Consider the following 20,805-nt stretch of genomic DNA (forward strand, 5'->3'; position numbering starts at 1 on the left):
GGCACGACTACCGCGACAAACGTAATGAATACGAAGCCTTGCGTCGGGACAGCTACGCTGACCTGCCGGCGCCAAGCTGGTCGACCCTGTGGGCGGGCAACGACAATGCGCTGCTGAGCATCTTCCGCCATTTCGACAGTGCTTCGGTGACCAAAGGCCTGATCGGCGACGTGCCGCAAACGATCTGGCTGTTCGACTATCCGCTGCTGGAGCGTACTTACTATCAACTGGCAGTGAACTTCGATGTGTTTGGCAACGTGTCCCACCAGGCCCAGACGCGGCTGTATTTCGACCTGATCCGCAACGGTGCCGAGCAGAATTTCCTGCGCCTGATGCCTGCCGATTCCCGGGATGGCTACCTCGACGACTGGTATCAGAACAGTGGAAAATTCAAGATGTGGCTGGACTACGAGTCCATCGACGATGACAAGCCGACTGCKTTGAATCTCAATCCGCAGGATCCCAAGCGCGACTTTGCCATGCAGTTGCTGGCCCGTTACGGCGATCTCAATGCCAGACCCGACCCGATCAACCGCTGCGACGGCGCCTACTGCTCGCGGCCGAACATTGATCCGGACCTGCAAAGTGCCGAACAGACGCTAAGCCGCCTGACTTCGCGTCCGGCGGCCGGGTTGAAAGTGATTGATCAACTGCCGGAAGCGACCCTGCTGCGCATCGAAACCCGTAGCGGCAAGCGTGAGGTCTATAGCCTGCTGCGCAACCGTGCCCACAGCAACGTCGCATTCCTGCTYGGCGAATCGCTGCGCTATCAGCCRGGGCTCGACACTCTGACGATTTTCCCGGGYGTACTCAGCAGCTATCCGAACTTCATGTTCARCATCCCGGCCGGGCAAGTGCCGGCGTTTGTGGATGCGATGGAAAGCGCCAAGGATACCGACAGCTTCGAGAAAATCGTCGAACGTTGGGGAATACGCCGCAGTCATCCGCAATTCTGGGCTTATTTCCATGACCTGAGCCGCTACATCCAAGAAACCGATCCGGTGGAAGAGGGCGTGCTGGACATGAACCGCTACGAGAATCTCTGAACCACCACAAATCCCCTTGTAGGAGCGAGCTCGCTCGCGATGGTCTCAAGTGCTCCGCGTAAACCCGGGAGTGCGCGTTATCGTTGGCGACCATCGCGAGCAAGCTCGCTCCTACAGAAAACCAGGGGGATCGTCGGAATCTTTCCCGACAAAAATACTAGGACTTTGTCCGGCGCGTTGATTGGCGTAAACTGCGCCCAAGCCTGCGAGGAGTTTCCATGACCGCTATTACCATCACTGACGCCGCCCACGATTATCTGGCTGATCTGCTGTCCAAGCAGAACACCCCGGGCATCGGCATCCGCGTCTTCATCACCCAGCCTGGCACCCAGTACGCCGAAACCTGCATTGCCTACTGCAAGCCGGGCGAAGAAAAACCCGAAGACACCGCGCTGGGGCTCAAAAGCTTCACCGCGTACATCGACCACTTCAGCGAAGCCTTCCTGGACGATGCGGTTGTCGACTACGCCACCGACCGCATGGGCGGCCAGCTGACCATCAAGGCGCCAAACGCCAAAGTACCGATGGTCAATGCCGACAGCCCGGTCAACGAGCGCATCAACTACTACCTGCAAACCGAGATCAACCCGGGGCTGGCCAGCCATGGCGGTCAGGTCAGCCTGATCGACGTGGTCGAAGACGGCATCGCCGTCCTGCAGTTCGGCGGTGGTTGCCAGGGCTGCGGCCAGGCCGACGTGACGCTGAAGGAAGGCATCGAGCGCACTTTGCTCGAGCGCATCCCGGAGCTCAAAGGCGTTCGCGACGTGACCGACCACACGCAGAAAGAAAACGCCTATTACTAAGGTGTTCGCTGCGGATTGAAAAAACGGCGCCCCGTGAGCGCCGTTTTTTTATGGGTGAAATTTACTGACGCCATCGCGAGCAAGTCGGATCGCCGCACCGTCGCTCCCACAGTTGACCGCATTTCAATGTGGGAGCGAGCTTGCTCGCGATGGGGCCCTACGGGCGATACAAATGAGCATGCCCCGCGCGATAAAGCGATGACTCGCTGAAGTGGTCGCTGCCCAGCACCCGACCCACCAGAATCAACGCCGTACGGCGAAAGCCCTTGGCTTCAACCTTCCCGGCAATATCCTCGAGTGTTCCCATCACCCAATCCTGATCCGGCCAGCTCGCGCGGTGGACCACCGCAATCGGGCAATCGGCGCCGTAATGGGGCAGCAGTTCCTCAACGATCTTCGCCAGGTGATTGACCCCCAAGTGAATCGCCATGGTCGCGCCGTGTTGCGCGAGGCTGGAGAACTCCTCTCCGGGTGGCATGGTGGTCTTGTCGGCGTAGCGCGTCAGAATCACGCTCTGCGAAACGTCCGGCAGCGTCAGCTCCGCACCCAAAAGCGCAGCGCAAGCGGCTGTGGCCGTCACGCCTGGGACGATTTCGAACGCAATTCCCAACTCGCGCAGATAGCGAATCTGCTCGCCAATGGCGCCATAAAGACTCGGATCGCCGGAGTGCACCCGGGCAACATCCTGACCGTTGGCGTGGGCGGTCCTGATCAGGTCGATGATCTGTTCCAGGTGCAGTTCGGCGCTGTTGACCACCTGTTCGGCACAGTGACCTTCCAGTACGGCGGCCGGTACCAGGGAACCGGCATAAATGATCACCGGACAACTGCGAATCAGCCGCTGGCCCTTGACGGTAATCAGTTCGGGGTCGCCGGGACCTGCGCCAATGAAGTAGACGGTCATCGTCGGTTCCTGTGGGGAAAAAAGGGGCTGAACAGGGCTTCAGATGAAGAGTGTTCATGATCAACGGTGGGGATTATCGGGTTTTTTATGCCGCGCCGGCCAATGCCAGGGTTGCCTGGGCGTATTTTTGTCGTGGAATCAGCAGTTTTGCCGGGGCCTGGGCCAGTTGTTCCGCCAGGGCCAGTGCGGCGCTTTCCGCCACGCCGTAGCAACCGGTGCGTTCAAACGCTATTTGCGATTGATGACTGAGTTGCGGTTCATAAGCGGCCAGTTGTTCACTGCTGAAATACATCAATTCCAGGCCAAGCTGCTGGGCCAGTTCGATTAGCGCAGGTTCGTCACGCTTGGAGTCGATGCTGGCCAGGGCCTTGATTTCATGACGAGCAATCTGGTGCGCCTCCAGTGCCTGATCGAGCAGCGCCAGCAACGTGCTGACGGGGCAGCCGCGCTGGCAGCCCAGGCCGACCACCAGGGTCGGCGCTGTGCTGATATCCGTCATGCGTGGTATTGACCATCGCTTTTGCGACGGAACAACCAGGCGCTGATCAGGCCCAGGGCCAGCCAGAACGCCACGTTGGTCAATTGCGAAGCGATTTTGAACTGGGCTTCCAGTGCCTCCGGAGCGAGCATCGAATGCACTTCCGGTTGCGGCGCGCCAATCACATGGGGGACGGCGAGAATCGCTGCGCCGAGGACTTTCATCAGCCAGTGACGGCTGAATACGATCAGGGCGATACCGACGGCAGTGGAAGCAGCGGTGCCAATCCACCACAGTTGCCGTTGTGCCAGATCGGCGGCGGCAGTGCCGGGCAATTCAGGTGGCAGGCCGAGCGTCGGCGCGAGCACGAACGTCGCATAACCGGCCAGGCCCCAGAGCAGGCCCTGGGAGGTTTTGGTCGGCGCACGCAAGGTGTACAGGCCGGCGAGCATCAGGGCGAAACCGACCGCTACCACCAGGTTGCCGCCGGTGGTCGACAGCACGCGCTGCCAGCCGTCTTCCGGCTCCCAGGCTTGCGCATCGTGAGTGTGGGCAGCCATCGCACCGTCGGCGTGTTCATGCATTTCAACAGCGGCCGGCTCGGATTTTTCGTAGGTCTCGGCCTGCAAAATCAGCGGAGCGACCCAGAAGCTTTGCAGCAGGGTCAGCAACAGGGCGGCCAGCAACCCGGTGAAACCTGCGGTTTGCGCAATACGCTTGATCATGACGACAGCTCTCAATGGCACGGGAACGCGGAGCTGTGACGGGTATCGTGGGCGGCGTTGTGCACGGCTTCGATGTGCGAGAAACCGGCAAAATACACAAGGCAGGCGCCAAGGATCGACGCGCAGACGGCGACGGTCAGACGTTGGGTCAGGGTTGAGGTGGTGCTCGCGGATGTGTGTTCGGCGCTGCTGATGATCGACATGGCGTTTCCCTCTGGTCTGTCAGCGGGGATTAAGAGCGCATGCAAAAAACCGCACGACCAGGCGCGCAAGGTTTCAAACAGCGCCCGCCCACCGCGGGTTTGTTGGTTCAGTGACCGTACTGGTCACTTTGTGTTGCGGGCCGGTCTCCGGGCTCACGAGGGGCAAAGGCTTGGCCTGAACCTGAAAGCATCACCTTCCCATGCCGTATTGGCACAGTGGATCTGACGCTTCGCTCGCTTACCGTTGCGGGGGCAGCACCGGACTGACATGGCCTTAGAGTAAAGCACATGATTCACCGGTTTCCCGTTTCACCCTGTGAAGGGCACCCGTAACAAGGTGCGTAGGAGAGCATGGGCGGGGGTTGGGCGTCAATTGGCAAGGGTTCTCAATTCGGAACCGGGTCGACCCAATCGCGAGCAAGCTCGCTCCCACATTTGACCGCATGCTCCTGACAGAACTCGATCCCCTGTGGGAGCGAGCTTGCTCCGGGCGGCGTTCCGACGATGGCGTCATTTCAGGCACTAGAGAACTCAGCATGAACATTGACCCGCCCCAATACCATGCGTAGCCTTGCGCTTTCGAGGTTCTTCGGCGTTTGCCGAAGCTAAGAAGGGAACGCGGTCGATGCCGCGGCTGCCCCCGCAACTGTGAACGGTGATGTTCGTTGCCACGCCACTGCAGGCTCAATCCATGAGGCCGGCGGGAAGGCGCAGCGAATGCCAGGCTCAAGGCCGGCACACCGTCAGCCAGGAGACCTGCCTCGTCACAGATTCTCACTTTCAACCGGGCGGGGTGATCCGGTGGCGAACTCTTCAGGCACACGCGCCCGCGTTGCCGGTCGTCGTCCCGTATGCCCRCCACCTTAGCCATAGGGCATCCGATGAAAACACTGGCCAAACTCCCCGTCACCATCGTCACCGGCTTTCTCGGCTCGGGTAAAACCACACTGCTGCGGCACATGCTCGACAACGCCCAGGGTCGCCGCATCGCGGTGATCGTCAACGAATTCGGTGAGTTGGGTATTGATGGCGAAATCCTCAAGCAATGCTCCATCGGTTGCACCGAAGAAGAAGCCAACGGCCGTGTCTATGAGCTGGCCAACGGCTGCCTGTGCTGCACCGTCCAGGAAGAATTCTTCCCGGTGATGCGCGAACTGGTGGCCCGTCGCGGCGATCTCGACCATATCCTCATTGAAACGTCCGGCCTGGCCCTGCCCAAGCCGCTGGTGCAAGCCTTCCAGTGGCCGGAAATCCGCAGCGCCTGCACGGTGGATGCGGTAATCACCGTGGTCGACAGCCCGGCCGTGGCCGCCGGCACCTTCGCCGCCTTCCCGGATCAGGTCGACGCCCAGCGCAAACTCGACCCGAACCTGGACCACGAATCGCCGCTGCACGAACTGTTCGCCGACCAACTGGCCAGCGCCGATCTGGTGATTCTCAACAAAGCCGACCTGATCAACCCGGCGGACCTGGCCCGCGTGCGCCTGGAAGTCGCCGAGGAATTGCCGCCAGCGGTGAAAATCATTGAAGCCAGCAGCGGTCGCCTGCCACTGGACGTGCTGATCGGCCTGGGTGCCGGCTCCGAAGAACACATCGACAGTCGTCACAGCCACCACGACCATCATCACGATGGTGACGATGATCATGACGACCACGATCACGACGCCTTCGATTCGATCTCCATCGAGCTGCCGCAAGCCGACGAAAGCTTGCTGCTGGATGCGCTGACCCAATTGGTGGTCCAGCACGGCATCCTGCGGGTCAAGGGTTTTGCGGCGATCCCGAACAAACCGATGCGCCTGCTGATCCAGGGCGTGGGCACGCGTTTCGACAAGCACTTCGACCGCCAGTGGGGCGCCGAAGAAGCACGCGTAACCCGCCTGGTGCTGATCGGCCAGGAACTGGACGCCGCCGTGCTCGAAGCGCAATTGCGCGCCGCGCTCAGCGTGTAAGCCATGCACCTGCTCAGGACCCAACCCGGCGGTTTCGTGTCGGATGACAACATTGCCGACCTTGGACAAACCCCTGCCGAGCTGGTGGTCCTGTGTAGCGGCGATTCCAGCCTGGCGCTGCTCGCCGAAGCGGCGCAGCAATTGCCCGAAGATTACCCGAGCGTGCGCCTGGCCAACCCGATGCTGGTGCAGAACCATGCCTCGGTCGATTTGTACGTCGATGAAGTGCTGCGTCACGCCAGGGTGATCCTGATTTCACTGCACGGCGGCATCGCCTATTGGCGTTACGGCATCGAGCGCCTGGTCGAACTGTCGCAGCGCGGCGTGCAGGTGATTCTGGTGCCGGGCGATGATCGTCCGGACCCGGAGCTCAGTGACCTGAGCACCGTCGGTGCCGAGGATCGCGACCGGCTCTGGCAGTTTCTGCGTCAGGGTGGCATGGGTAACGCCCTGGATTTCTTCCGCTGTCTGGCCAACCGCTGGCTGGCGCGTGATTACACCTGGGKCGAGCCGCAAACCCTGCCGCGCACGGCGATTTACCATCCGCACCAACATTCTGCCGCACTGAGCGACTGGCAAGCCGACTGGCACGCCGATCAACCGGTGGCGGCGGTGCTGTTTTACCGCTCGCATTTGCAGGCGGCGAACACCGCTTTCATTGATGTTTTTTGCCAGCGTTTACAGGCGGCGGGGTTGAATCCATTGCCGATTGCGCTGGCCAGTCTTAAAGAGCCAGCTTGCCTTTCCATGGTCGAGGACTGGCTGGACGAGGCCAGCGTCTCGGTGATCCTGAACACCACCGGTTTCGCCCAGTCCAGTCCCGAAGCGCCGCACCTGCGGCCGTTCCGTCGCGATATTCCGGTGATCCAGGCGATTTGCGCCCAGGACAACGAGCCGGGTTGGCGTGCCAGTGAACAAGGGCTTGGCCCTCGCGACCTGGCGATGCACATCGCCTTGCCGGAACTGGACGGGCGTATCATCAGCCGTCCGATCAGCTTCAAGGACCTGGCGTGGCGCAGTGAGCGCAGTCAGTCGGATGTGGTCTGCTATCGGCCACAACCGGAACGCATGGATTTCGTTGCCGAACTGGCGCGGCGCTGGGTCGATCTGGCGCGGGTGCCAAATGCAGAAAAACGCATTGCCCTGATTCTTGCCAATTACCCGACCCGCGACGGTCGCATCGGTAATGGCGTCGGCCTCGACACCCCGGCCGCCGCGCTGAATATCCTGCGGGCGCTGCATGCCGAAGGTTATCCATTACCGGTTGAGTTGCCGGACAGCGGCACCGCGCTGATCCAGCAGTTGCTGGGTGGCGTCAGCAACGATCTCGAGACCCTCGACCTGCGTCCGTGCCAGCAAAGCCTGGGCATGGATGATTATCTGGCGATGTTCAATGCACTGCCCGAAGCCAACCGCGCGGCGGTGCTCGAACGTTGGGGCGCGCCGGAGAGCGACCCGATGTGCCGCAGCGGACGGATGATGATCGCCGGCCTGCGCTTGGGCCTGACCTTCGTCGGCATTCAACCGGCGCGGGGTTATCAGGTCGACCCGAGCGCGGTGTATCACGACCCGGACCTGGTCCCGCCCCACGGTTACCTGGCGTTTTACTTCTGGCTGCGCAACACCTACGGCGCCCACGGCGTGATCCACGTCGGCAAGCACGGCAACCTCGAATGGCTGCCAGGCAAAGGCGTGGGGCTCTCGGAAAATTGCTGGCCGGATGCACTGCTCGGGCCGCTGCCGAACATCTATCCGTTCATCGTCAATGACCCGGGCGAGGGCGCCCAGGCCAAGCGGCGCACCCAGGCGGTGATCATCGATCACTTGATGCCACCGCTGACCCGCGCCGAAACCTACGGCCCACTGCGTAACCTCGAACTGTTGGCCGACGAGTATTACGAAGCGCAGTTGCTCGATCCGCGCCGCGCCCGCGAGTTGCAGCGCGACATCCTGCAACTGGTGCGCGACACCCACATCGACCGTGAACTGCAGCTGGACGAGCAGCTCGACAGCGATGCCGATGCAGCGATCTGGTTGCCGCGACTCGACACTTATCTGTGCGACTTGAAAGAGTCGCAGATCCGCGATGGCCTGCATGTGTTCGGCGAATCGCCCACCGGGCGTTTGCGTATCGATACCTTGCTGGCGTTGTTGCGCATTCCACGGGGCGATGGCCGCGGTGCGCAGTCGAGTCTGCTGCGGGCACTGGCCAAGGCCTTCGGACTAGGGTTCGATCCGCTCGATTGCGCCTTGGCCGAGCCGTGGACCGGACCGCGTCCCGAGCCGCTTTTGCTGATCAGCGACGAGACCTGGCGTACGGCGGGCGATACCCGCGAACGCCTCGAGCTGTTCGCCACCCAACTGATCTCGGATGCTTTGGCTGACCATTGTGGGAGCGAGCCTGCTCGCGATGGAGTGTCAGCCACATTGATGCCAACTGACACTCCACCGGGCGCAACTTCTATTCGGTGGACGTGCGCAACCTGCCGACCACCACGGCGTGGCGCATCGGGTTCCAGTCGGCCAACCTGATTCTCGAGCGCCACCTGCAAGACCACGGCGATCATTTGCGCCAGCTCGGTCTGTCGGTGTGGGGCACCGCGACCATGCGCACCGGCGGCGATGACATCGCCCAGGCCATGGCGCTGATGGGCGTGCGTCCAGTCTGGGCGACCGGCAGCCAGCGGGTCGATGATTTCGAGATTCTGCCGCTGAGTTTGCTCGATCGTCCGAGGGTGGACGTGACCTTGCGTGTGTCCGGTTTCTTCCGTGATGCCTTTGCCAATCTGATTCGCTTGTTCGACGCGGCGGTGCAAGCGGTCGCTGACCTCGATGAGCCGGACGACCTCAATCCGTTGGCGGCCAAGGTACGCGCCGAGCGTGTAGCCTTGCTGCAATCGGGGCTCGATGAAGACGCTGCGCGACGTCAGGCCGGCTGGCGGATTTTCGGGGCCAAACCCGGTGCCTACGGCGCGGGTGTGCAGGGCGCCATCGACGGTCGTCTGTGGCAAACCCGCGAGGACCTGGCCGAGGTTTACCTCAACTGGGGCGGCTACGCTTACGGCGGTTCCGACGAGGGCACCGCCGCCCGCGAACAGTTCAGCCAGCGCTTGAGCCAGGTACAGGCGGTGCTGCAAAACCAGGATAACCGCGAGCACGACTTGCTCGACTCCAACGATTACTACCAGTTCCAGGGCGGTATGCTCGCGGCGGTGGAAAGCCTGAAGGGCGAGGCCGCAGCCAGCTATCATGGCGACCACAGCCAGCCGGACCTGCCGAAGATTCGCACCTTGAAGGAAGAGCTGAACCGGGTGATCCGTTCCCGTGCGGCCAATCCGAAGTGGCTCGAAGGCGTTAAGCGTCACGGCTACAAAGGTGCGTTCGAAATGGCCGCGACAGTCGACAACCTGTTCGCCTTCGATGCCACCACGCAGTTGATCGACGATCACCAGTACGCGTTGCTGGCCGATGCCTATTTGCTCGATCCGGACACCCGGGATTTTGTCCGCGAACACAATCCCCACGCCTTGCGCGACATGACCGAGCGCATGCTCGAGGCGCAACAGCGCGGGCTGTGGAAGGAGCCGGGCGAGTACCGCGAGGCACTGGAGAGTCTGTTGCTGGATATAGAAGAAGACAGCTGATGCGCTTAAACCTGTGGGAGCGAGCTTGCTCCGGGCGGCGTTCCGACGATAGCGGTCTATCAGGCAACATCTTTTTCGACTGAACAAATGCCATCGCGAGCAAGCTCGCTCCCACAGGTATTGGTGTTTCTACCCCCGACCATGACTGAGATAAAACAATGACCGACACCCCGCATTTCCCGCTCTCCGCCGTGGTCGGCGCCGACGAATTGAAGCTGGCCCTGTACCTGACCGCCATCGACCCGAAAATCGGTGGTGTGCTGATCGAAGGCCCGCGGGGCATGGCCAAGTCGACCCTGGCCCGGGGTCTGGCGGACCTGCTGGCCAGCGGTCAGTTCGTCACCTTGCCATTGGGCGCCACCGAGGAACGCCTGGTCGGCACCCTCGATCTCGATGCGGCGCTGGGCGAGGGGCGCGCACAGTTTTCCCCCGGCGTACTGGCCAAGGCTGACGGTGGCGTGCTCTATGTCGACGAGGTCAATCTGTTGCCCGATCACCTCGTTGACCTGCTGCTCGATGTGGCCGCCAGCGGCACCAATCTGGTGGAGCGTGACGGCATTTCCCATCGGCACTCGGCGAAGTTCGTGCTGATTGGCACCATGAACCCGGAAGAGGGTGAACTGCGTCCGCAACTGCTTGACCGTTTCGGCTTGAATGTCGCCCTCGGTGGTCACACTGCGCCGACCGAGCGCGGGCAGATCATCCGCCGTCGCCTGGATTTCGACAGTGATCCGCAAGGTTTCTGCGCCGAATGGGAATCGGCGCAGGCGTCTCTGCGCGAGCGTTGCCGGAACGCACGCAATGCACTGGCTAGCATTCCCCTCGACGACCAGGCGCTGGCACAGATTACCGAGCGTTGCTTTGCTGCCGGGGTCGATGGATTGCGCGCCGATCTGGTCTGGCTGCGTGCCGCACGGGCTCATGCCGCCTGGCGCGGGGCGAACGCCATCGCCGAGGAAGATATCGACGCAGTCGCCGAGTTCGCCTTGCGCCATCGTCGTCGCGAGCATTCAGCTCCGGCGCCTCAGCCATCCCAGGCGACGCAACAATCGGCGCCGCAGCACGCCAACCCAAGCGAAGGGCAGGGCCAGTGGGGCGAGTTGCCTGCCCAGGCGCTCGCGGTCGGCGCACGACGTGAAGTGCCGAGCTGGCCAAAAAAGCCCTAGGCATTCGCCCTCGCTGCGACGCGGGGGCGAATGCCAGACCCCGGGCCGGGCGGCTGGACCACGGCAAACAAGGCAAGCGTCATGCAGCACGTAGCGGTTCGGTCAACTGGCCCGGCACCTTGCTTAATGGTCGGCCCCGTCAGCGTGCTGATCTGTTGTATCAACTGCGCACCCGTTCGCCCCAAGAATTGTGGCTGGTGATTGTCGATGCGTCGGCTTCGACCCGCCGTCATCAGGCGTTGAGTGATGCCAAAGGCTTGCTGGCGCAGCTGTTCGATGATGCCTACCGCCAACGTGCGCGCCTGGCGTTGCTGACCGCCAGCGGCTCGGTGCCCAAGTGGCAGGTGCAAGGGTTGAAGGCTTCCAACGGTTTGCGCCATTGGCTCGATGGGCTCGGCGCAGGCGGCGGAACGCCGTTGCTGGCGGCGCTGGGTGAGGCGAGGCACTGGCTGACCGCGCGGCAAAAACGCTTTCCGGCGGAACAGCAAAGACTTTTATTGGTGACCGATGGGCGGCTGAAGGACTGGTCCATGCTGCCGGCAATCGAATGCCCAGGGCTGGTGATCGACATCGAACGCGGGCCGATTCGTCTTGGGCGCAGCAAAGTATTGGCTGCGCAGCTGCAATCGGATTATCGACATATGGACGATCTGCCTCCAGGCTGAACATTGCGCTGTCTGTGCTGGCCTCTTCGCGAGCAAAGTTGCTCCCACATCAGATCTGGCAAAGATCCGGTGTGGGAGCGGCGGTGCGGCGATCCGACTTGCTCGCGACGGCATCAATCCGGTTTCGGGTCGTCAGGGTAAAAATTCATCGACGATCTATGCTCACCGGGCAAATCCATCACAGGAGTGAACCATGCGTATCCTGGCCGTCAATGAACAGGGCGATTTTCGCGTCAAGGCTTACGCCGGCACCAATGGCGTGCTGTTGGCCATGGACCTGGCCGAATCCCGTCGCATTGGCCTGTTGGGTTTTGCCATTGAAAAACAGCAGGGCAGCAAACCCTGGATGTTTCTGTTCAATAGCCTGACGTTCCCGGACAAGGACCATACCTTCCCCCAGTTGCACGCCACGCCCAGTGATATCGCACCGTTACAGAAATTCCGCTGGGCCGATTACGCGGTCAATCCGGGGATGACGATCCATTATCGGGTCTACCTGGTCTACGGCAGCCACAATGCGCCACAACTGGGTGAGTGCCTGGAGGTAACGGTCACCTCCGACGATGGCCATCCCGGCAACCAAAGTGTCAATTTCAACCGCGCAGTAGCCGCCAGTCAGGCGTTCGAGCGCAAGTTTCCCGATCTCGATGCACTCATTGGCAAAAAGAACAAGCTGCCCATCGAAGCCTGGCCCGATGCCCCGCGTAGATGGTTGGAGAACGGTTTGCTCGGGCGCTTGTTGGGGTTTATCGCGCGTGCTGTCGATGGCCAGTGGGCGCTGGATATCGCCATCTATGAGTACCAGTTACAGGTGATAGTCGACGCAGTGGAGGCTGCGCTGGAACGCGGCGTGAAAGTTCGCGTCCTTTATCACGCGCAACCGGGCGACGACACTACCGTCTTGAACGAGGTCAGCCTGAAAAATATCCCCCAGGCGAACAAACGCGGGCGGGTCACCCACAATATCTTTCACAACAAGTTCATGGTCTTGAGTCGGCTCGACGCAGCGGGGCAGTATCAGCCCGAAGCGGTACTCTGCGGCAGTACCAACTTCACCCCCAACGGCGTTTACCGTCAGGCCAACGTGGTGCATGTGCTGGACGATACGCGGCTCAGTACCCGTTATCTGCAAACCTTCGAGCAGGTCTGGAGCACGCCGGCAGATGTCGGCGCCACGCGGCAATGGATCACGCAGCACAACCCGATGGATCCGACGCAGGCACTTTTCGCCGGGTTCTCGCCGCGCTCGGGCGGGGGTGACCTGGATGAGTTCGTCTCGATCATCAATGCCGCGAAAAAGGACGTGCTGTTCGTCACTGCGTTCGCCTTGCCCGACGCCATCCTCAACGCCTTGCTCGGCTTGCCCCATGACGACATCCTGCGCTATGGCCTGCAAAACACCGCCAGCGAAATCACCGGGTTTCACGCCGACCGCACCGCTGAATTCACCACCGTTGCCCTGCTCGACAAAGGGCTGGAAGGCTGGCTCAAGGAAAGCAGGGAGGGTCAGAAGGGCAATATCCTGGTGCACACCAAAGCCATCGTCACTGACTTCACCAGTGATGCGCCGACGATCATAAGCGGTAGCCACAACCTCAGCGACGCAGCCAGCAACGGCAATGACGAAAACTATCTGATCATTCGCGGCGATACCGATCTGGCAGACCGTTATGGCCTGGAGTTGCTGCGGTTCTACGAGCATTACCGCTTTCGCTATTTCGCGAAAAAACTTGCGCTCAAGCAGGTCCAGCCGTTGGCGACGGATAACAGCTGGACTGATCACTATTACCGCGCGGGGGATCTACGGATGTTGTCGCGACTGCGGTTTACCGGCCAATAGCGATCCATCAGTCCGCGTTCATGGCCTGCCGATACTGCCGGGTCCGCCTGGCGATGTACAACTGATCCAGAATCAACGCCAACAACGCCGAAACCTTGGGTCGGGTTTTGCGCCCACGACTCAAGCGATGCAGCTGGAACTTGACCACCGCCATGTTCGCCAGCGCCGCCAGGGGCTTGCGCTTCCAGCGGATCGGCGGCAGTTGCGGATGGCTGTTCTGGCCTTCGCGCCAATGCTTGACCAAGTGCGGCTCCACGGCCAGTGCGGTGCCGATTCCGGTCATGGCGATGCCGCTTCGAGGACCTGTTCGACGATTGCCAAACGCCGGATCCCGCCCGTCACCATCACCGGCATCCGCGCCGAAGGCATGACCTGCGATGAAAATGCCGAACGGGTTATGACGTCATTCAAGCACCAGGTCAGGTCGGGACACGGGAGCAATCCAGACCGCAATACTGGCGATCTAGATCAATATGCAAAATGTGTGTAGCCGATCAAATTCATGCTTTAAGCCCATCCGGCGCCAATTTTTTCAGCACTTCATCTTCATTGGTTTTGTACATCGCCGACCTTGTTGTTGTGCTGGTTGTCGAGAATCGCTTTACCCCACGGTCGGTAGCGCAGGGAGAAAACCGACGTCGGGTGGCAGCGCGGCGAGGTTGATTGCGGGGGCATCGGTTCGGCGCGGAAGGGTTGCCCGGCAGCGCTGACTTGCCGGAACGCTTCCCTGACGATACCAATGGAGCAGGGCAGTGCATTGGCGTAGCCGTTGCGAACCAACAGTGGCAAGCGCTCTGTGCCTGCACCGTCTTGCCACCACACCTGAATCCCGGTGTTCGCCAATTCACCCAGCCACTGGCCATTCACCTGTGGCGCGAGCTTGCCGACGCTGAACACGCTGATGTGCAGCGGTGCGTCGAGTTTGCCGGAAAAGTCCTTGAGCTGGCGTTGCAGGGTTTGCCGGCGATTGAGCGGCAGGAAGTGCAGGTCATCCAGTTCCATGGGCAAATACCAGCCGCTGACCGGGAGTTTCCAGTCTTTGCGCAGCTTCTGCTGCTGGGTCAGCGACTGCCCAAGTTGCGCCTGCCAGTACGTCGCCAGTCCGGCACTGTCCAGTTCATCGATGCGTTGGTAATAGGCCGGGTCCATGCGTAGCCCCAGCACCAGTTTCAAGCCTTGGGCCTGGGCCAGTTTCAGGCTGCCGGCGAGCCAGCCGTTGGCGCCGCCGAAGTCCGAATCTCCGTAGGCCGTCCACTGCACGATCACCGTGTGCGCGCCTTGTCGGGCGGTGTCCTGCCAGATTCGCTGCCATTGCGCCTGGCTCAGGTTGGCATCGGCATTGAGCGGCTGGTAGAAAATCCGCTCGTCGGCATGGCTCGCCACACCACCCAGCAACAGGCACAAAACCAGAAGTAGTCGCCTCATCAGAAATTCAACTCCACGCCCAGTAGCACGCCGTTGCCGCCGTCATACAGATTGCCGCCCAACGCTTGTTGATACTCGGTGCGTACAGTCAGGTGTGCGCGATAGGCGTTGTAAATGTCATCGTTGAACCACCATTGCCAACGCAGGCCCAGACCGGTGCGCAGATCCTGGCGCCAGTCGTTGCTCGGGTCCTGGCTGGCGAACTCGAGGAAACCGTACGGCATGATCGTTTGCGCGCCGTTGAACGGCAGCTTCCAGGTGTGCCCTTGCTGGAAGCGCGACAGCCATTGATGGTCGCCGGCCTTGGTCCACCACGCCGCGTCAAGGTAGAGGAAGCGCTCCTCCCAGTCGCTTTCATCGACTCGCCAATCGTTGCGGAATCGACCCTGATCAAGGAACGACGCCGTGGCGCGCAACAGGTAGTCAGTGGTGGTGTGTCCATCGTCACGTTGATCGTCCACCTGATCGGACAGCTTTTCGGGTACCAGCATCTGGCCGAGGCTCAGGCCATGGTTGTCCTGGTCATCGAACTGGCTTTGTTTGTAGAGCTCGCCATAGAAGTTGATGTTGGCGGTGCCCCAGGGCTTGTAGCGCAGGCCGACGCCGGTGCCGAGGGATTCGGCATAGCTCGAACGGCCCACGCCGCCAAGCAGCACGCGGCCATAGACCGACAGCGTGCTGCCGGCGCGGCTGGGTTCATCGCCCAATGCGTGGTCCCACATGGCCAGTTGTACGTTCTGCGAGCTGGAGCGTCGCTGCGTGCCGGTGCTCTGGTCAGGGCGTACGAAGTCGTTGGTCGATATCCCGGCCGGCGACCATGTGCTGGCGATGGTGACTGAGTCGCGACGGGACAGGCTTTCGTGGGCGCGACGCTGGCGATAGCGACGCGCTTGCATGCTGCCTTCCTCGTCATCGGCGGTCACCGGGTTCTGTTCCAGGTCGATCACCCGGCGCAGTTCCTTGCGCGCCGAGGCGCTGTCTTCGACCTCGTCATAACGCCAGGCCAGGGTTTCGCCGAGGCGATAGTCTTCCGGGAAGTCCTGGGTGGCGCGTTGCAGATACGGGATGGCGCGGGCGCGTTCTGCCTTGGTCTCGGCACCGGCCAGGCGCACGCCGTAGTCGGCGCGATAACGGGGATTGGCCGGATCCCGGCGCATGGCCTCGGCCAGCCACTCGGTACTTTGTGGCAGGTCGCCGGCCTTTTGCGCGGTGACGGAGGCGGCGTAGAAGTGCTCGGCATCCGGTGCAAGTTGCAGGGCGGAACGCTGGCGCTGCAGCGCGAGCGTGTGATCGCCCCGGGCATCGGCAATCGCCGCGCCCAATGCCCAATCATTGGCGCCACGGGTGCGGCTTTGTTGCCAGTAGTGTTCGGCCGTTTGCGTGTCGCCGATATTCAGGGCACCACGGCTGGCAGTGAGACGGGCATTGTCGCTGAGTTCGGCGTCCGGAATGCTGCGCCAGATGGCCAGGGCACCCGCCGAATCTCCGGCAGCTTCCAGGGCGTAAGCCAGTGGCAAGCGACTGTTTCGGTTACCCATTTTTTCGGCGGTCTGGTAATACACCACTGCTTCGCCGGGGCGCTCAGGCATTGCGCAGCGGCCGAGGGCGCGGTAATCGCCTGCGGCTTGCGGGTGATCGCCAATGACCTGTTGAACCGCGCTGCACTGGCCGTTTTCCGCCAATTGCGCCAGCAGTTGCCCTCGAGTGGCGGGGTCGACGCGGTTGAGCAGCGAAACGATGCGTTGCTGTTGTGCCGCGGTCGGTGTCGACGCGGCATACAACCCTGCCAACCGTTGTAGCAAGGGCGTCGGCAGATTGCCGCCGTGGCGGTCGTAGGCGTTCTCGAGCAGCTGTTGCGCATGTTCCCGTTGGCCGGCATTCAGCGCCAGGTAGGTAGCCTGATTCAGCGAATCGAGATTGCCGGTCTGCTGGTAATACCGCTCCCAGAAGACCGCCGCTTCGCTGTTGCGACCCGATGCCTGGAGCAGTTCGGCGCGGCGTTTGACCACGTCGGCGGTCTGCGGTTGGCTGGCGAGGTAGGCCATGACTTTGTCGCTGCGGCCCTCATCCTGCCAGACATCCAGCAGGCGTTCGCGGCGTCGCGAGTCCCAGGGTTCCGGCAGGCGTGTTGTTTGCAGCAGTTCGGTGGCTTGCAGACGCTGGGCGAGGATCAGCCAGGCCTGCGGATTTTCTTCGGGTTGGCAACTTTTCAACTGAGTCAGCGCAGCTTGCGGATCATGCCGCGACAGCCAGTCGGCGGTTTCCAGGCAGGGCCGCTGCAACTCACCACTCAAGCGTTGCACCGTGGCACTGTCGCCGGTTTGCCGCGCCAGTTCCCACAGGCGCTGGCGCTGCGCCGGATCGGCAAGATCGGCAGGCGGCAGCGATTGCATCCAGCGCTCTGCCTGCTGGACGTGGCCCATGGCGATCGCCCGGTCGACCATGGCCAGTCGAGTCTTGCGCGCGGCTTCCGGGCTTGGCGCTGTTTGCAGCAATTGCTGCAAGGGTTGCTCGTCAAGGCGTTGCACGTAGGCGTTGGCCAGGCGTTGCCAGCCTTGGGCATCGAGTTGTTGGTTCGCGGCCAGAGGCGCCAGTTCCTTGACGGTGCCATCCCAATCGCGCAATTGCTCGGACCAATTGGCCCGGGCCAGTTGCAGCGCTCGCTCATCACCCTTGGGCGGCAGTTGCGCCAGCCAGTCATGGGCCGAGGCTGCACTGCCGCGCTTGGCCAGGCTCGCGCTGTAGGCCTGCCACAGGCGCACGCGCTGGTCCAGATTGCTGGAGCCTATCCACTGCTCCACCTGTTTTCTGTCCGGTGGGTCCTGTTCGATCCAGGCCAGGCGCAAGTTGAGCAGAGTGTCGCTGTTGGCCGGAGTATCCGGTAGCGCTTGCACGGCGTCTTCGTAGCGTTGCTGCTTGACCAGCGATTGCACCAGTAACGCCCGCGCTTCATCGTTTTCTGGCACTTTGCTCAGCAAGTGGCGCATCAGCCGTTCGACTTCCTTCCAGTTGCCGTTTTTCGCTTCGCGGTAACTTCGGTCCATATAGGGGTAACTGCGGAACTGATCGAAATCGGTCAACGGTTCGGCTTGCACCCACGCTGTCGTGTTCAGGCAGAGCAACAGGCTACCGGCCATCAAGGTTTGACGATGGACGGGCTTCATACGACCTCCCGGGCGATGCAGTAGGCAGCGTGCTGCTCGCTCGTCTGATCGGACAGGGCCTGTTCGAGGATTTCCTGGGTGATCATGCCGCGTTCAATCAAGTGTTCACCTAGAGACATTTTTTCCGCATCGAAATCGATCAGCGCCTGATTGAACAGGGTTGGCGGCACCATGCCGCGTACTTGCAACAGATTGCCCAGCAACACCTGGTGATGGCTGACGCGCTCGATCAGGTCTTCGTCGTCCTGATGTTGCTCAAGCACCTCAAGCATCTGATGTACTTCCTCGCTTTGACGAGGGCTGGCGTACCAGTAGCGGATTCCCAGTGTAACCCGACCTTGTGGTGCAAGGCGGCAACGCACCGGGCGTTTCAGTTGACGGCTGATGGCTCCCATAGACACCTGGCTCACCGGACCTTCGGAAGCCAGCACCAAGGTTCCGTTTTCCTCGGCGACCGGCAGCACGCCATAGTGTGTGGCGATTTTGCGCGGCACCGCATCGATCAGGCGCTTGTCGAGTTTGAACGGATTGAGTGGCGCCCATTCCAGGTCCAGCTGTTCGGCCAGGGTCTGCACCAGTTGCGTAGTGTCGATGTGTCCGCGCAGCAGCAGTTCTTGACCCAGGCGCCGGCGTACCGGGTTGGTGATCGCTGCCTCGAGTTGATCTTCAGTGAGCAGGCCTTTTTCCACCAGTCGATGGCCCAGCGGTGTGCGCTGGGCCTCGGCCAGGGCCGGAAATTCATGAGTGGTCTTGTCCCAGGCGACGCGACGTGAATCGCCCATTTGCATCACCTGGCGTAGCGCCCGAAGGTTGGCGAAGAAATTGACGAAATTGCTCCACATCATTCGGGGGGCTGACAGCAGCCCTTCGCCCAGACCGTAATAACGGGTGACAAACCAACCGCGCTGAAACAGCCGATTGAGCAGCATGAAGCCGTTGAGCCACAGCAGGGTCGCCAACAACGTGCTGTCGGAGAGGAACGACGGGTACCGCCAGGCATTCGGCGTGATCACGGTGACCAGCCACATCGCCAGCAACACCAGAAGCAGAATGTTCACCAGGAAGCTCAACAGGTACGCAATCAGGCCACGGCGGTCGCGCCACAGAAAATAATTGAGCAGGCCCTTGGAGCTCCAGCCCAGATTCTTGGTGCCCTGGAACACTATGCCGACGATCCATCGTGACTTCTGGCGGATCGCGTGCCGCAAATCCCTGGGGAAGTGCTCGCGCACGCAGATCACCTGGGAAAACGCACGGTCCATCCCGAACACCCAAGGCTGTTCAAGCGCCAGTTTCGGGTCGGTCACCGAGTAGCGGGCGAAGATGCACTTCATGCCTTTTTGCTTGAGGCGAAAACCGATGTCGTAGTCCTCGGTGAGGCTCTGCACGTCGAACGCAATGCCATCACCGTCCTCGAGCAGGGCACTGATGGCCTTGCGGCTGAAGCAAGTGCCGACCCCGGCGCTGGGCACTTGCCCGGTCAACGCCTCGCGCACGATGACATCCTTGCCATGGTTCTCGGCGAACTCGTCGACATAGTGCCCGGCGGTGAAGCCTTTCCATTCCGGTGCGTAGGGGTAGACCGGAATCTGGATCAGGTCCTTGGCCGGCAGCAGGTAGTTGAACAGGCGCAACTCCATGGGCGAAATCACGTCCTCGGCATCGTGCAGGATGAAGCCGGCGAACTGGATTTTTGCATCGTTTTCAAACCGCAGGATCGCGTCGATCACATTGTTCAGGCAGTCGGCCTTGCTGGTGGGGCCGGGGCGCGCGCACACCACTTTGTGCACGTTGGGATAGTGCAGGCACACCGCATCGACGTCGGCCTGGGTCTCGGCGTCGTTGGGGTAGGTGCCGACGAAAATCTGATAGTTCTCGTAGTCGATGGTCGAGGCGGCCAGGCGCGCCATTTCGCCGACCACGCCGACCTCGTTCCACGCCGGCACCATGATCGCCAGGGGTTTTTCGCCGATGGAGTACAGCCGTTGCTCATCGGCGCGCTTGAATTTTTCATAGATCCGCCAGCGCCGGATCAGTTTGCGGGTCCAGTACACCAGGTCGATGAACAGGTCATCGAGCCCGAGTATGAACATCAGCAGGGCCAGGGTAATCGCGAGGTATTTGAGTGCGAACAACGCATAGGCAAAGAAGTCGACAAAAGCCAGGCTCATACGGCTCTACCCGCCGCCCGGTGTTTCAACCAGATGCCGAGGCGATTGGCGATGCGTTCGCTGGCGTGTCCGTCGCCATAAGGACTATGGGCCCGGCTCATGCGCTGGAAGGTGGCGTCATCATCGAACAACAGGCTCGATTCCTTGACGATACGATCGGTGTCGGTGCCCACCAGCACCACCGTTCCGCCTTCGAGCGCCAATGGCCGCTCCGTGACATCACGCAGCACCAACAACGGTTTGCCAATGGCGGGGGCTTCCTCCTGGATGCCACCGGAATCGGTGAGAATGAAATGCGCGCGGCCCATCAGCCAGACGAAATGCTGGTAATCCTGCGGCGCTACCAGATAGATATTGGGTTTGTCCGAGAGAACGCTGTAGACCACCTTTTGCACCTGCGGATTGAGGTGCACCGGGTAGACGAATTGCACATCGGGATAACGTTCGGYGAGGGTAGCCAGGGCCAGGCAGATGTTGCGAAAGCCGCCGCCGAAGTTCTCCCGGCGATGCCCGGTGATCAGCACCATGCGCCTGTTGTCGTCGAGCATGGCCAGCGGCGAGTCGGCGGCCGGGTGCCAGTGGGTTTCCTGTTGGTGATTGCGCATCCATACCAACGCAT

General features: G+C 61.5%; 14 protein-coding genes, 2 pseudogenes and 2 riboswitches. Of the genes and pseudogenes, 7 read left to right on the forward strand and 9 right to left on the reverse strand.

From position 1 onward, the window contains the following. A partial coding sequence (locus tag AC1DVH_RS19395; RefSeq protein WP_477755170.1) for a fatty acid cis/trans isomerase occupies positions 1–1,046 on the forward strand: 1,046 nt, incomplete at its 5' end. A 218-nt stretch (positions 1,047–1,264) separates the two neighbouring features. Next, positions 1,265–1,849, forward strand: a complete 585-nt coding sequence (gene nfuA, locus AC1DVH_RS19400) for a Fe-S biogenesis protein NfuA (protein WP_007912592.1) — start codon at positions 1,265–1,267, stop codon at positions 1,847–1,849. A 157-nt stretch (positions 1,850–2,006) separates the two neighbouring features. Here the strand turns inward: nfuA and cobM are convergent, their stop codons facing one another. The 4 genes from cobM to AC1DVH_RS19420 all read right to left on the reverse strand — a co-directional run bounded on the left by cobM (position 2,007) and on the right by AC1DVH_RS19420 (position 4,159). Beyond that, entirely contained in the window at positions 2,007–2,753 is a 747-nt protein-coding gene (cobM, locus tag AC1DVH_RS19405) for a precorrin-4 C(11)-methyltransferase (RefSeq protein WP_477755171.1), read from the reverse strand. Between the two features lie 85 nt (positions 2,754–2,838). Continuing rightward, complete coding sequence (locus AC1DVH_RS19410; RefSeq protein WP_223460948.1) at positions 2,839–3,252, reverse strand: cobalamin biosynthesis protein; 414 nt, start codon at positions 3,250–3,252, stop codon at positions 2,839–2,841. Then, the gene (locus AC1DVH_RS19415; protein ID WP_477755172.1) at positions 3,249–3,956 is read right to left on the reverse strand and encodes a CbtA family protein; all 708 of its coding nucleotides are present in this window, start codon (positions 3,954–3,956) and stop codon (positions 3,249–3,251) included. The genes AC1DVH_RS19410 and AC1DVH_RS19415 overlap by 4 nt, the downstream gene beginning before the upstream one ends. A gap of 11 nt (positions 3,957–3,967) precedes the next feature. Beyond that, complete coding sequence (locus AC1DVH_RS19420; RefSeq protein WP_150755732.1) at positions 3,968–4,159, reverse strand: CbtB domain-containing protein; 192 nt, start codon at positions 4,157–4,159, stop codon at positions 3,968–3,970. 121 nt (positions 4,160–4,280) lie between these two features. Then, positions 4,281–4,505: riboswitch (cobalamin riboswitch) on the reverse strand. Positions 4,506–4,724: 219 nt separating this feature from the next. Continuing rightward, a riboswitch (cobalamin riboswitch) is annotated at positions 4,725–4,937 on the forward strand. 103 nt (positions 4,938–5,040) lie between these two features. Between AC1DVH_RS19420 and cobW the strand changes: the two genes are divergently transcribed. The 5 genes and pseudogenes from cobW to AC1DVH_RS19445 all read left to right on the forward strand — a co-directional run bounded on the left by cobW (position 5,041) and on the right by AC1DVH_RS19445 (position 13,426). Next, on the forward strand, positions 5,041–6,111 hold the full coding sequence (gene cobW, locus AC1DVH_RS19425; protein ID WP_477755173.1) for a cobalamin biosynthesis protein CobW: 1,071 nt from the start codon (positions 5,041–5,043) through the stop codon (positions 6,109–6,111). A gap of 3 nt (positions 6,112–6,114) precedes the next feature. Then, a pseudogene (gene cobN / locus AC1DVH_RS19430) lies at positions 6,115–9,755 on the forward strand (cobaltochelatase subunit CobN). Positions 9,756–9,913: 158 nt separating this feature from the next. Continuing rightward, positions 9,914–10,921, forward strand: coding sequence for a magnesium chelatase ATPase subunit I (locus AC1DVH_RS19435; RefSeq protein ID WP_477755174.1), 1,008 nt, complete (start codon positions 9,914–9,916; stop codon positions 10,919–10,921). Positions 10,922–11,040: 119 nt separating this feature from the next. Continuing rightward, a complete protein-coding gene (locus tag AC1DVH_RS19440) occupies positions 11,041–11,586 on the forward strand; it encodes a vWA domain-containing protein (protein ID WP_477755175.1) in 546 nt (181 codons plus the stop codon). Between the two features lie 193 nt (positions 11,587–11,779). Next, entirely contained in the window at positions 11,780–13,426 is a 1,647-nt protein-coding gene (locus AC1DVH_RS19445) for a phospholipase D-like domain-containing protein (protein ID WP_477755176.1), read from the forward strand. Between the two features lie 7 nt (positions 13,427–13,433). Here the strand turns inward: AC1DVH_RS19445 and AC1DVH_RS19450 are convergent. The 5 genes and pseudogenes from AC1DVH_RS19450 to AC1DVH_RS19470 all read right to left on the reverse strand — a co-directional run. Then, a pseudogene (locus tag AC1DVH_RS19450) lies at positions 13,434–13,786 on the reverse strand (HisA/HisF-related TIM barrel protein); the annotation flags it as partial. A gap of 186 nt (positions 13,787–13,972) precedes the next feature. Beyond that, complete coding sequence (locus AC1DVH_RS19455; RefSeq protein WP_477755177.1) at positions 13,973–14,851, reverse strand: DUF4434 family protein; 879 nt, start codon at positions 14,849–14,851, stop codon at positions 13,973–13,975. Next, on the reverse strand, positions 14,851–18,015 hold the full coding sequence (locus AC1DVH_RS19460) for an NfrA family protein (protein WP_477755178.1): 3,165 nt from the start codon (positions 18,013–18,015) through the stop codon (positions 14,851–14,853). The genes AC1DVH_RS19455 and AC1DVH_RS19460 overlap by 1 nt, the downstream gene beginning before the upstream one ends. After that, positions 18,012–20,186 carry a cyclic di-3',5'-guanylate-activated glycosyltransferase NfrB gene (nfrB, locus tag AC1DVH_RS19465; RefSeq protein WP_477755179.1) on the reverse strand — a complete coding sequence of 725 codons (2,175 nt, stop codon included), beginning with the start codon at positions 20,184–20,186 and terminating at the stop codon, positions 18,012–18,014. Before nfrB ends, AC1DVH_RS19460 begins: the two co-directional genes overlap by 4 nt. Next, positions 20,183–20,805, reverse strand: a 623-nt coding sequence (locus AC1DVH_RS19470) for a UDP-N-acetyl glucosamine 2-epimerase (RefSeq protein ID WP_477755180.1), incomplete at its 5' end; no start/stop codon positions are given. The genes nfrB and AC1DVH_RS19470, both read right to left, overlap by 4 nt.

This window comes from Pseudomonas sp. P4_C3, assembly GCF_056402075.1.

Bases quoted from the DNA above. Each gene is read 5' to 3' on its own strand.
- nfuA (WP_007912592.1), top strand. From the start codon at position 1,265: ATGACCGCTATTACCATCACTGACGCCGCCCACGATTATCTGGCTGAT.
- cobM (WP_477755171.1), bottom strand. From the start codon at position 2,753: ATGACCGTCTACTTCATTGGCGCAGGTCCCGGCGACCCCGAACTGATT.
- AC1DVH_RS19410 (WP_223460948.1), bottom strand. From the start codon at position 3,252: ATGACGGATATCAGCACAGCGCCGACCCTGGTGGTCGGCCTGGGCTGC.
- AC1DVH_RS19415 (WP_477755172.1), bottom strand. From the start codon at position 3,956: ATGATCAAGCGTATTGCGCAAACCGCAGGTTTCACCGGGTTGCTGGCC.
- AC1DVH_RS19420 (WP_150755732.1), bottom strand. From the start codon at position 4,159: ATGTCGATCATCAGCAGCGCCGAACACACATCCGCGAGCACCACCTCA.
- cobW (WP_477755173.1), top strand. From the start codon at position 5,041: ATGAAAACACTGGCCAAACTCCCCGTCACCATCGTCACCGGCTTTCTC.
- AC1DVH_RS19435 (WP_477755174.1), top strand. From the start codon at position 9,914: ATGACCGACACCCCGCATTTCCCGCTCTCCGCCGTGGTCGGCGCCGAC.
- AC1DVH_RS19445 (WP_477755176.1), top strand. From the start codon at position 11,780: ATGCGTATCCTGGCCGTCAATGAACAGGGCGATTTTCGCGTCAAGGCT.
- AC1DVH_RS19455 (WP_477755177.1), bottom strand. From the start codon at position 14,851: ATGAGGCGACTACTTCTGGTTTTGTGCCTGTTGCTGGGTGGTGTGGCG.
- AC1DVH_RS19460 (WP_477755178.1), bottom strand. From the start codon at position 18,015: ATGAAGCCCGTCCATCGTCAAACCTTGATGGCCGGTAGCCTGTTGCTC.
- nfrB (WP_477755179.1), bottom strand. From the start codon at position 20,186: ATGAGCCTGGCTTTTGTCGACTTCTTTGCCTATGCGTTGTTCGCACTC.